Raw genomic sequence first — 13,194 nt, forward strand, 5'->3', positions numbered from 1 at the left:
ATGAATTGCTTTTGTTCTCGCCAAGGTAACCACTCCCAAAAGTAATTTTCTACTTAGGGAGAAGATTAGATATTAATGGCATTAATTCCTTTAAAGAATTCCTAGAATGTTATCTGCCGTCTATATATACCGGATGCTTATCATTCGGTTTTAATGGAATGGATACCTGTCGCGGTGAACCATTTGCATTGTTGGCTGTAATCCGTGCTGTCACATTCCCCGCTTCTTCTACGACCGTTATTGGCGGCAGGTTCTCAACTGCCTCCCCAATAGCTATTGAGAATAGAAATGCCGCTTTGTTTAGCGCTTGGAAGTCTATTGTTTTTCGCTGGCCTTCATAGATAACCAAGTCTAAGCCATAAACATTTCCCTGCTTGGTCACTTCCCAATCCAAGCCCCTTCCCAGCTCTCCGCCGTCTACAGCCAATGCTTCGTCGAAAGCAGCATATAAGCATTCAAATTGTAAAGGCAATCCGTTAACGACGACTTGTGACTTCGTTCCTTCCGTCTCAATGCTTACGCGGTCCAGACAACCTCCGAATTCCATACGGAGCCTGAAATCCGTCGCTGCCATACGACCCTGGATGCGATCCAAATTCGGGTGGGTATCCCCGCCGTTCGTGAGAAAACGTACCCCGAGCAGAAGATGGCCTTTTTCCGCCGCTACGCTAAGCACCGCAGAGCAATAGTCAAATCCATCATGCAAGCAGCGCATCTGCAAAAAGGTAGACTGCCCTCTATTCTCGAAATAAGCTACCAGCCCCCGTGTTTGATTCCACATGATTTCATTTCTGAAGAGCCCGATCGAATACTGGGGCGTCATGTACGTTTCCGCCCATTTCTCGACCCCAGTCTCCTCATTCCGATAGTAAAGTTCCTCAAGAACCCGTGTATCCGTACGAATGAAGATCTCGAAGTAGTAATCCGGGCATCGGCTGCCGCTGCCGTACCACTCGGCATCGTATTCGAGCTCATCATCGGAGAAGAAATTCAGCTTGTTATCGGTAGCCAGCTGCAGAAAGGATTTAATTTTGTTAGTCAACAGTGTGCTGTAGCTCCGGCTATGCGGACCTGCCCACTGCCGGGTAGTGGGATGATAATGCACCGCAACCATGCGCCATACCCTATCCAGCAGTCCGGAAGCGATTTCTTTGGCTCTAGGATTGACGGAATAGGTATGAATTTTGGACAACTCTACAATAGCAATTACGGAATAGTTAGGGCTATTGAATTCCTGGAAGGTCCCCAAGCCTTCCGTGTAGCGCCTCAGCTTCTCCAATCTTAGAAGCGCATAATCCCTATAGTCCTGCCGATCATATAGCTCTCCGGCGATCAAAGCTACAAATGCCCCCATAATCGCGATATTCGTGTAATGAGGTCCCACATCGCGTTTAATAATGGAATCGCAGGCACAGCTTATCCCTTGACGGATCTGCTCTCTCAGCTCTTCGGGAAGCCGATGACCGTGAAGCAATGCTGCAAGAACAAGTTCTTTCCCGCAGAAGTCAGCCCAGTTCCAGTCAGGCGGAGCCATCTGAGATAGCGGCTCCTCATAAAACCAAGGCCATATCCCGAAGGTATCTCGCTTAGGGTCGCGATCCTGCAAAGTAAGAAGGCGTTTAATGACATCGCAAGCCCTCTGAACATACTCGGGAGCTTCCGTATTCAACAAACCTACGGCATACAATAGCGATTGATGCGTCGGATGGACTAGAGGGTGATCCTCGGCAGTTAACGTCGTATGATACCCCGGACTATGAAATGGCCTTAGCAGCATGTTAATATGCGGATCGTAGTCGTTTTCCTGGGAAACGATTTTTTTCAATAAAAGCTCTTTGTGATCGATCGATTTCGTAGATAAGCCCATGCCTGAGTCCTCGCCTTCTATTCTCGTTTCTTACTCCGCATTCTCCAGTTGAATTGGCTTGAACAAAGAGGACTGCTTGCTTGAACCAATTCCGCTGCCCCACTCCACATAGCCTCTACGACCATTGCCGTCATTCTCGTTAACAAGAATAGAAAGACTAAGGATGCCGTCACTCGGAACGATCGGCGCCAATTCGCCCCAAGGAAGAGCCAACCGATAGATGGTATCCTTCGCCGCCTCATCTCTTGTAACCTGTAGATTCGGATTGGCTATGGAACCAGTTACAACTCCCAGCGGCGCCATCCATCTATAAAGCTCGGGACCTAGCTGCGTTAATGCCATTCCATATTCGTACCACTGAAGCTTCTCGCCCGGCATACCCGCGGATACGGCGAACTGAATACTGTCCCCTACCCATATCGAATCACCCTGATTCGGCTGAGAGAACACATCATCATGGACGCGAGCGTAGAGGTACAGGTGAGTGTCGTCGTAAGTCGTCCAAAGCTTGCCGCTGAAGTCTTCCGGACCGTTATGAGAAGTAATTCTCGAATTAACGTCCGTTATTAGATCGATTCCTGCCAAATCCTGTAGATCTTCTTCACTCGCCAGCGTTCGGTACGGAAGAGAAACCCTTTCAGCGGGCGGTACGATCTTGACGGTTCCATCGTTCCTCAGAATCGCGCCATCTTCCATGTACACCTTAAACTGATAGGGCAGAAGAGTCCCCTCCGGAAACCCGGACAACGGGAAATCTACGGTATGCATGGAATTGCCCGGCATAATCACATCGTAGACTTCCGAATCGGAAGAAGCTCCGATGCTCCAGTCGATCTGCGTTAAGCGGCGTTCTGTAGGTCTTTCATTCTTAATCGTTATTTCCAAAATGTCCGAACCGTTTTTCACCACATGCTTTGACGATACCCCTTCAGCCTGCTTGATCTCGACGGTTTCGGATAAACCCGCAATCCTTGCTCCTGACGCGAATACCTCAGCCGTCGCTTTCCAGAACCCAACCTGATCAATGCCCGGAAATTGTACCGGATAATCTCCTGGAGCGTTTATAGAAATGGTCTTGGATACGCCTTGGAATTGCAGCTTAGCGGTAAGCTTATCCTTCGGCCTTACATCGTTAACCCGAAGGGTAAGCGTTACAGCATCGCCTGTAAAAGCGGGAATGCTTTGCAGGGAAAACGGGCTAGCTTGAGTTAGGCTGTTAATGTTTCCTTGAATAAACAGCGGCTCACCGGTCAAAGTCATGTACACTTTACCTAGTAACGGAGTATAGATCGTCTTCCGCCCCATCATATCCGTCACGGTGAGGGGAGTTTTCGTATTTAAGGTTACATCCTTTTTCTCCAGTGACCACAGGACGTTAATCTTTTGGTTATTTTTATTGAATTTATAGTGATAGATGCCATCCGCCACGCTTTGACTCAAAGGGTTCGCACCGGTTAACTGTCTCGTAAGCGTAGCTAGCGCAACATAGGCAGGTTTAGGCGTATAGGCCCCCAACGCATCGCCCGTATTATGGATGACTCCGAAATTATGCTCATTGTAGAGCTTATCCGTTCCGGTATCCATCAAGTTGTACCAGAATATTTTCTCGACACCCGCCGCAATACTCAACACATAGGTGCGAATCAAATAAGCGGCTTGCGTATTTTCGTTCACGCCCGTTGGGTTCAAATGGGTTGGCCAGCCGATCTCCGAAAACCAAAGGGGAACGGTCTCGCCATTATTGTGATCGCGCACGAATTGATTGAGCGTATTTATCTCCTCAAGCAATCCTTCCGGCGATTGCGGATAGCGGTAGGGGTGGACGGAAAGCGAATCCATATTATTCAGTCCGCCAAGAGCGAATACATCCTCCAGCCACTCTAACGGGATGCCCGATGTAGCTCCTCCAACGACATTAAGATCCGGTTGAACCGATTTGGCAGCCTCATAACCTTTCTTCAGTAAATTGAAGTAGACGTCCGCCCTCGAGGCCGCGGGGCCATTGCCGCCGAAGTAAGGCAGGTTGAACTCGTTCCATATTTCCGCGGATTTCAACTGGCTGCCGAATTTCCCCAGCATAGCCTTTACATAGTTCGCGTAAGCGGTATGAGCCTCCTCCGAATAAGGCGTTTGGCCGCCGTCGTAATACTTATTGCTGAACGCGAAGACGAGAAAGGGATCGATGCCGAATTCCTTAAAAGATTGCATAGGAAGGGTGACTTTCGGGATGAAGGAGTACTGGCCTTTATTGACCTCTACTTCCGACCAATAGAAGGACTCGCGTACATTTTTAGTACCGGCATATTTGAGAAGCGGAATCATTTCTTTGTTCCAATTGATTCCATAATGCGTCTGGATGCCAAATGGAGAATCCGTAACCGCCGACAGATCAAACTCGGGAAGCGTGGCAAACGTCGTTTCCATGGCTTTGACCAAATTCCCTGCAAAATAAGACTCGACTTTTAATCGGTAATATCCGTCTTCAGTTACCGGTATGTTAAGCCGCAGCTTACTTTCGGAGACAGGAGCGCTTCCGGACGATACCGGCTCTCCCCACGCATTGAAGGTACTCCACTGAATCGTGTCACCGGTCGTCAGGACGTCAAAGCTCCCCAATTGGCTTCCTGCGAATACGTTGCCGACCTGCACCTGGGCAATGGCCAGATCGGGAGCTAAGACCTTGGCCCGAATGTCGTCAAGCCAGATGGTGCCAAGGGTTTTGCCGGCTTGCATCGAAGCTTTGGTCAGCCTTACGTGCATTTTCTTTAACGGACCATGCCAAACCCCGTCGTTGCTCCCGTTCCACTTCGTATAGTTTATTCCCGATGTAAAGGAGCTCACCGTAATCTTCTGCCACTCCGTTGTCGGATCCAGAACAATCGTCTGTTGATGGTTCTGATTCGTGTTGTCGACCAGTATCAGGTCGAATTTAGCCATATCCGCCGTTTTTACCCAGAAGCTGAGCTCTAAAGCATCCACAGGCAAAATGCGTTTGAACAAGTACTTTTCCAAGGAAACAAAGCTGTTCATATAGGTCGAATCGCTGCCGAAATTAAGCTCTAGCTTTCCGGAGGAGCTGCCGGTCCGAGAGACCGTGGAATCCCGGCTAAACTCGTCGTTTCCAAGAGATGCGCTGCTTCCTACTAAAAAATCCCAGGTTTCGTCGGCACTCTCGAAATCGCCTAGAGTCAATTCGGGGGTACTTGTATTGGCATAAGTTTTGGATTCGGGCATGATCGGCAGGGTAGAAACTAGAAAGAAAGAAAAAACGAGGGTAAAAACAATGGTATGAATAAGCGCCGTTTTCGGTTTGATCATGTACATACCTCTCCTTTCTCAGAAGTATAGTCGCGGGAGGACCGTTTCCGCAATTAGAATAGGTCCTCCCGCCGATGATCACAACTCTATTGCTGCTTATTTCAAAAATTCCTTATTTTTCTCATACCATTCCTGCGCCAGCTTCTCCACATTCTCGCCGCCAAGACGTTTCCATTCCTTGCGGACCTGTACCATGCCCGCTTCAGGGGTTAATGCATTGCCGCCGGTTACTACCTTGACTTCGATTTGCGTCGCAATAGGGGCAAAGGTGGCAATCAGTTGACTCACTTCCGGCAGATCCGGACTAAACGGGATATCCCTGCGGTACTCATTCTTGAGCGCGACTTCTATGGCTTGGGATTTAGCCTGGGCGATTTCCTGGGAAAGGGCATCCTGAGCAGCCATGACCGGAATCCATTCCGCTTTCGTATCCCATTGGCTCAGAATAGCGTATTCGTTAGCGTAGGCCACTTCGGCCCGGTACTTATCCGCATCGAGCCTTTGCGGAACATCGCCTTCGACCAGCTTGTAATGCACATTCTCCTCGCCGAACTTCATGCTATGCCAACCCGTTTCCAGCATCCAATCGAGGAATTTGACTGCCGTTTCGATTTTATCCTCATCCATTTCGCTATTGAAGGCGACCAATACATTGGAAGGCAGTTCTTGATACAGACCGTTTTTCCCATATTTGCTTGCCACGGGCTCCAACGGAGCCAACTTGGCATCGGGAACATTAGCCTTGAGATCCCGGATTTCATTATCCATGCTCCAGCTAGCGAAATAGATTCCTGCCTTGCCGGTCGTCCATAGCTGACGCGCACGCTGGAAGTTGCTGTCGGTAATATACTCTTTATCGATTAGTCCCTGGTCGAATAAGGATTTCTGATAGGCAAGCGAATCGGTGAAGCGATCTAAGGTTCTGGCATACTTCATTTGGCCGTCTTCCAAGTACCACTGGTTCTCGTTGGTGAAGAAGAAGGCGCGTATGATTTGGACGGCGTTACCGTTAAATACGATCGGTACCGTATCGTCTTCACCGTTGCCGTCCGGGTCCTCGTCTTTGAACTTCTTGGCCACCTCGATCAATTCTTCCACGGTCGCAGGTGCCTTCAGCTGCAGCTTATCTAGCCAATCCTGCCGAATCCACATGCCGTGGTTGGCAATGGACTCTATGCTCCTTTTACTTGTAACGGCATACATTTTCCCATTGATAGTCATAGCGGACTTCAACTCGGGGTTTTCCTCTAAATATTTTTTTAAGGTCGTGCTGTACTTTTCGATGTAATCGTCAATGGGCTGAATGGCACCCTGATTAGCCAATTGGGCGATATAGTTCCGATCGTATTCCCAGATCAGGTCCGGCGCGCTGCCGGATGCGATAAGCGTACTTAACTTTTGCTGAGCTTGACCCCGATCGACCGGAATCCAATTCACCGTGGCCGGTGAATTTTCATTGATGAATTTCGTCCAACGGTTACTTTCGTAGCTTCCTTCCTCTGTAGGAACTTGACCTCGGTCAAAAGCCGATATGCTGATTTCTTTCTTCGGTCCTGCAGGTGCAGCTGAAGCTGATGTCGTTGGAGTACTTGTTGCGCTTGCTCCCGGCGATGACGACGGACTCTCCGACGCCCCGTTGGAGCTGCAAGCTGCCAATATTAGCATCATCAGTGATAAGCTAGCCGCTAGAATCGATTTCCGCGCCAACCTCGAAATTCTCATTCCTTCATCCCCTTAATAGTTATATCTATATCAAGGACCCTATAGTCCGATGATATCATCCTTTTACGGATCCGATTAAGACTCCTTTGACAAAATGCTTCTGCAAGAAAGGATAGACGACCAGAATAGGGGTGACCGCAATTACGATGGCCGCGGCTTTGATCCCTTCCGGCGTTAACATGACCTGCTCGACGCCTTCGCTCCCGACGTTATTCAATAGACTTTGATTTACCTGGAGGATCATTTGATAGAGCTTCAGCGTCAAAGTCTGCCGGGTACTCTCCGTAATATATAACAGCACGTTGAAATAAGAATTCCACCAGCCCACTGCATAAAACAAAGAAAGCGCAGCCATAATTGGTTTACATAAAGGCAGAATGATTTGGACTAAAATTCTCCAATCCCCGGCACCGTCGATCGCCGCCGATTCCTCGATTTCCTCGGGCAGGCCTTCCATAAATGTTTTCATGACGAACATATTGTAGGTACTGATCAATGCGGGCAGCCACAATGACCAATAGGAATCCATAAGTCCCAGCGATTTAACGAGTATGAAATTCGGGATGACTCCGGAGATGAACAGCATCGTAAAAATGATGAACATCAGCAGCAGATTGCGTCCCATAAGTCTCTTCCTGGAAAGGGGGTAAGCGGCTAATGTCGTTAGCGCCATATTCAGGAGCGTACCTACGACGGTTACCACAATCGTGTTCCACATCGCGACGAATAGCTGACCGTCATCGAATAACCGGAGATAAGCTTCCGCATTGAATTCAATAGGCCATAAAGACACTTCGCCCGCCGTTATCGCCCTGCTGCTGCTGAAGGAAGACACGATGACATACCAGAATGGATACAAAGCAAGGAGGGAAAGGAAGCCGAGGAGGGTGTAATTGGCAGCCGTCCCCACGCGAGACCAGACGGATCTGCTTTTTTTATAAGTTATCATCGGTTACCATAGCCCCCTTTCCCCGAACAATCGGGTTAACCTATTTACGCCTATGACGAGGATTAAGCCGACCGCCGATTGGAACAAACCCAATGCCGTCGTATAGCTATAGTTCATATTTTGCAAACCGACCCTGTACACGTAAGTGCTGATAACATCGGCTACATCCAGTACGGACTGATTCTGCAGGATCAAAGTTTGCTCAAGTCCGACATCCATCATATGACCCATGCGCAGAACCAGAAGAATAGCAACGGTGCTGCGGATACCCGGAAGGGTAATATGCCAGATTTGGCGCAGCTTGTTCGCTCCGTCGATCTTAGCCGCTTCGTAAAGCTGCGGATCGATCGAAGCCATCGCGGCTAAATAAAGAATCGTACCCCATCCCGCTTCCCGCCAAATACCCGACAGCGTATAGGCAACAGGCCACCATGTCGAACTGGCCATAAAGTAAATGGGCTCGATGCCGAATACATGCTCGAGTACCGCATTAACGACACCCGTACTTGGTGATAGGATCGCGATGAAGATACCGCCCAATACGACCCACGATATAAAATGGGGCAAATACAGCAGGTTCTGTACCGTCTTCTTGTACCATTCTTTGCGAACCTCGTTAAGTAGAAGAGCCAGTATAATCGGTACCGGGAAGCCGAAGACAAGACTGTATACGTTCAACACTAACGTATTTCGAAGTACTCGCCAGAAATCGATACTCCCGAACAGACTTTGGAAATGCTTGAATCCCACCCACTTGCTGCCGAATATCCCATCCCCTAAACGATAATCCTTGAACGCAATGATCTCGCCTGCCATCGGAGCGTATTTGAACAATAGATAAAACGCGATCACAGGCAGCAGCATCAGGTACAAATGCCTATCCCGCTTTAATCGGTTTCGGAATCGACTATCCTTCATTCCGTTCATCCTTTCGTTGATCAAAGCCCCTAGTCCGTTTGGTCAATTCGATCGTACTGTGAGCTAGGGTAAATGGATATAGACACCTTCTGAACACCATGACTATTTTTGCAAAATGCACGGTCACCTTTCTTATGCAGGGTTCATTTTCTTGTGCTAACAACGGAAAACCCCTAGAGCGACGCGGGTCTTTAGTCGTACATCTATCCAAAATAAAAAGACATGCCGGGGATTTCCCTCCACAGAGAAGAGGATTCCAGTACATGTCTCATGGTAATAATGACAGTTACATTTCACGATTGACGTTCTTATTCTCAGACCGCGACTTGGCCGCCCCTTCCCGATACTCCATCGGAGTCATCCCTGTATACTTCTTAAACGTCCGCAGGAAGCTGCGGGTGTTCCCGTAACCGACCGCTTCGGCAATCTCGTTCACTTTCATATCCTTACCCGATAACAGCTTCTGGGAAGCGTTAATCCGAATTCCGATTAAATAATCGATAAAGTTGCTCTCGGTGTATTCCTTAAACTGCTTGCTGATATAGGTCGGGCTTAAATGAAATTCCTGCGCAAGTCTGTCCAGAGACAGATCATTTTCCTGAAAGTGTTCCCCGATATAGATTAGCATTCGTTCAATCGTAACGTTGCTGCCCCTATGACTTCGCTTTTCGTTGATTTTGGCAGCCAACTCTTCCAGAAAGGAGAAAACGACCCTCTCCATTTTTTTCAAGTTTTCGCTGCGGTTGATCAGCTCGTAGATGCCGTCCAGCCGGCTCATGGACTCCTTCAGGTCTATCCCTATGGAACCGACCGACTGCACCGATTTCATGATGAGATCAAAGGAAAGCTGACGGATCAATTCAGGCGGCAGATTGCCGTCTATCGCCTCTTGGAACGTTTCCTTCACATATTCCTTCATCTTCACTGTATCCGTCTGTTTGAGAGCATCCGTAATTCGGTCCGCCATACGAATCAGCCGGTAATAATCCTGACTGTCGAGAGGCTGCAGGTCTTCAATGGAGATGACCGAATGCTGACCGAACACCATCTTATATTGAAGCGCCTTCCGCGATTCGTCGTACGAATTGGGAATGTCCTTCATCTCGCCGCAGCCGCGGCCGACTCCGACGGTCACGACAAGATCGAATTGCTTCTTCATCACATCGAGTATCAGCTCCAGAATCGCTAACGCACGCAAGTGATTCTGTTCCGCATCCCCTTCCGCAAAGCTGAAGATGACCGCCGCGCGGCCCTCTCCCAAGTCAATGGCAACCCCCGCGTTCTCTAGATTAATCAGCTCCTCCGCCACATTGCAGAACGCATAGGTATACAGCGTTTCGTCCTGGGCTCTTAAATCTACTCCCTCTTTGCTGATCTCCGCCGTACATACAAGAAAACGATCCGGAAATAAATGAACGCCCACGAACTCAAGATGGTGGCGAACGGCCTGATAATCCGTACGATACCCGACAAGCATATCCATCATGATTCTCCACTTCAGCACCGGCTTCGAATCCCGAACATGTTGCTGAAGATGTTCCCGATCCAGCACTAACTGGTCGAATACCTTTTCCAGATAGGTAAGCCCGGCATCCGTACGTTCTTTAGTTTGGCTAAGCTTGTATGTACCCGACATTTTGCCGACCAACCGATCAAGCGGTTTAAAGGTCCAACGGTTCACGTAAACCAGCAAGATCAACGCAAGCAGAATCATACCCGCTGCGAAAGCGATCAGCAGATTGCGCGTAACCCTTATCGGCTCGTAGATCTGCGACTCCGGCAGAATGCTGATCATTTTCCAACCCGTATAATCGGAATCTCGATAAAATATCGATTGACGGACACCGTTAATCTTCCCCGTAAAGAACCCGCTTCCTTTCTTGGAGAGAGTGCTTTTGATATGAGGAAGCTCCTTTAAATTGCGAGTGATTTGCGTCTTGTCGTCGTGGGTCACCACGTTTCCATCGCTGTCGATAATAAACATATGGCCGACTTTACTGTCTTCGTAAACAGCCTTAACCATATCGTAGAGTACCTTTTCATTAATGTTGACGGCTACCATTCCCTTGCGATATCCCGGACTGCTGACCGTCGGATAGGACCGCACTAAAGTAATCACGTTCTTGTTGCCGTTTCCCTCCCAAACCTGATGAGTGGTTAGCCACTTAAAATATACCGGCATATCCAAATAATCATCCAACCAGTTATCTACCAAGGGGGCATCCTTCATATAGGCTTTGTCCGTCAGAATGTGACCGCTTACGGATGAATAGACAAAAATCGACGAGAACTGAGGATTGGTATTGATAAAATTCCTCAGCTTCGTGTTTAATGCGTAAAAGTTGCCGTATTTCTGCGCATCGTCCAAATAACTGTCATGCATAAAATAAACGAACTCGAGCTCGTCCATAAGCGTAAGCAGATCCTTTTCCGTCTGACGAAAAGCTACCTCGATCTTCTGATCGACTTGTTTCAATAAGGCTAGGTTGGTGTCATTCAAATCATTCTCTAGCTTACCAACCGTCCCCGTGTAAGATAACACGAAGGTTAGCGTGATGATCACTAAGAAAACGGCTCCGTAGATCAACATAACCTTAGTCGATATGCTGGACTTCATAACCGATACCTCCAATTACCTTGCGTCAATTGCTTCAATGGTACCATAGAATCGTCAAGCACTGGTTCCACGCTGTTATAAACATTGTATGATAGCTATTGCGGCTCTTGCGCTATTGAAAAAAGAAGCTGCCGAACCCTTAGGTCCTGCAGCTTCTTTATTCTGAGTCACGTATTCACTTTAACCGATAGATACGTGCCTCGTAAGGTCTTAACCTAAATTCGTCGTTCAAGTCCGGTTCGGCATAGTTGGTTATAAGAATATTCCGCGATTGTTTAGACATGGAATCAGGCAGATCCATTTCGGCCGCTTGATCGGAAATATTGAGAACGACCAACCATTCTTCTTGTCCTAGTACGCGCGTATAAGCATAAATTTGCGGATGATCTCCGAGAATCGGCTTATAAGAGCCGTATACCATAACATCATTTTCTTTCCGCAGACGGATCAGACTTTGATAATAATAATAAACGGAATTTGGGTCGGCAAGCGCCTGTTGCACATTAATTTCCTTATAATTCGGGTTTACTCTAATCCACGGCTTTCCATCGGTAAAACCGGCATTATCCGAATCATCCCAGTGTAACGGCGTACGGGAATTGTCTCTCGACAGATGGAGAAGCTCCTCGAATACCTCTTGCGGGTGTCTGCCTTTCTCCACTTCTTCTTTATATTTGTTCTTCATCGCAATGTCGTTATAGTCGTCGATCGACTCGAAACGCACGCCCGTCATCCCGATTTCTTCGCCTTGAAAGATGTAGGGCATGCCTGGCAGCGTATGAAGCATCGTAGCAAAACACTTTGCGGATTCAACGCGGTACGTAGTGTCGTTTCCGAATCTGCTAACGAGACGCGTATGATCATGGTTGTTCAGAAATTGGGAATTCCACCCTTTTCCCCACATTCCGTCATACCATCTGTTCTGAATCTCCTTGAAGCGTTGTATATCCCAATGAGCCATATAATCGCATACTTCAAAGTGGAATAAAGTGTCCAGCTCGCCGCGGTTTTCTCCCACATAGAGCAGGCCGTCCTCAGGCGTAACGAATGGAATTTCTCCCACCGTGAAAATATCGTAATGCTTCAAGACGTTCTCGTGCATTTCCTGCAAATATTCATGAATACCAGGGTTGTTACCGAGATACGAGATATTATCCGGCTTCTCCGCATCGGGGAAGCCGAATTGTTTGGCAAGCAGGTTAATGACATCCATCCGGAAGCCGTCTATGCCCTTGTCCAGCCAGAAACGCATCATATCGTATATTTCCTCGCGTACCTTCGGATTCTCCCAGTTCAAATCAGGCTGTTCTACGGCAAAGGAATGAAAGTAATGCTCGCCGGTCCGTTCTTCGAATTCCCAGGTTGACGGCGTAAAGTACGAACGCCAGTTATTGGCGTCCTTCCTCCAAATGTAATAATCCCGCTTCGGATTGTCCTTCGAGGAACGCGACTCCTTAAACCATGGATGCTGGTCCGAGGTGTGGTTCACAACCAGATCCATGATCAGCTTCATGCCGCGGTCATGGACCGCATCTAACAACAGCTCGAAAGTCGCCATTGTTCCTGCTTTGGGCATGATTGACCGGTAATCGGAAATATCATAACCATTATCCACATCCGGGGAACCATAGCAAGGATTCAGCCAGATCACATCGGCGCCGAGGTCGCGGATGTAATCCAGCTTCCGGATAACTCCTTCCAAATCTCCGTACCCGTCTCCGTCCGTATCCTTAAAGCTTCGCCAATACACCTGATAGACGACAGCTTCCTTCCACCATGCTTTATTCATTTACATTAACTCCT

At 48.3% G+C, this 13,194-nt stretch carries 7 protein-coding genes; all 7 read right to left on the reverse strand.

Translation table 11 applies throughout. The features are described from left to right. Positions 1–109: 109 nt before the first annotated feature. Positions 110–1,867: a hypothetical protein gene (locus E2980_RS09650; protein WP_135151978.1), complete on the reverse strand. Its 1,758-nt coding sequence runs from the start codon at positions 1,865–1,867 to the stop codon at positions 110–112. A gap of 30 nt (positions 1,868–1,897) precedes the next feature. Next, a complete protein-coding gene (locus tag E2980_RS09655) occupies positions 1,898–5,185 on the reverse strand; it encodes a hypothetical protein (protein WP_135151979.1) in 3,288 nt (1,095 codons plus the stop codon). 96 nt (positions 5,186–5,281) lie between these two features. Continuing rightward, positions 5,282–6,907, reverse strand: a complete 1,626-nt coding sequence (locus E2980_RS09660; RefSeq protein WP_240702963.1) for an extracellular solute-binding protein — start codon at positions 6,905–6,907, stop codon at positions 5,282–5,284. 55 nt (positions 6,908–6,962) lie between these two features. Further along, positions 6,963–7,856: a carbohydrate ABC transporter permease gene (locus E2980_RS09665; RefSeq protein WP_135151980.1), complete on the reverse strand. Its 894-nt coding sequence runs from the start codon at positions 7,854–7,856 to the stop codon at positions 6,963–6,965. A gap of 3 nt (positions 7,857–7,859) precedes the next feature. Beyond that, positions 7,860–8,774 (reverse strand): ABC transporter permease, encoded by a 915-nt coding sequence (locus E2980_RS09670; protein ID WP_135151981.1) that lies wholly within the window; start codon positions 8,772–8,774, stop codon positions 7,860–7,862. A 286-nt stretch (positions 8,775–9,060) separates the two neighbouring features. Beyond that, positions 9,061–11,391 (reverse strand): helix-turn-helix domain-containing protein, encoded by a 2,331-nt coding sequence (locus E2980_RS09675; RefSeq protein ID WP_135151982.1) that lies wholly within the window; start codon positions 11,389–11,391, stop codon positions 9,061–9,063. 175 nt (positions 11,392–11,566) lie between these two features. Next, the gene (locus E2980_RS09680; RefSeq protein ID WP_135151983.1) at positions 11,567–13,180 is read right to left on the reverse strand and encodes a glycoside hydrolase family 13 protein; all 1,614 of its coding nucleotides are present in this window, start codon (positions 13,178–13,180) and stop codon (positions 11,567–11,569) included. Positions 13,181–13,194: the final 14 nt, after the last annotated feature.

This window comes from Cohnella luojiensis, from assembly GCF_004564235.1.
GTDB classification, from domain to species: domain Bacteria; phylum Bacillota; class Bacilli; order Paenibacillales; family Paenibacillaceae; genus Cohnella; species Cohnella luojiensis.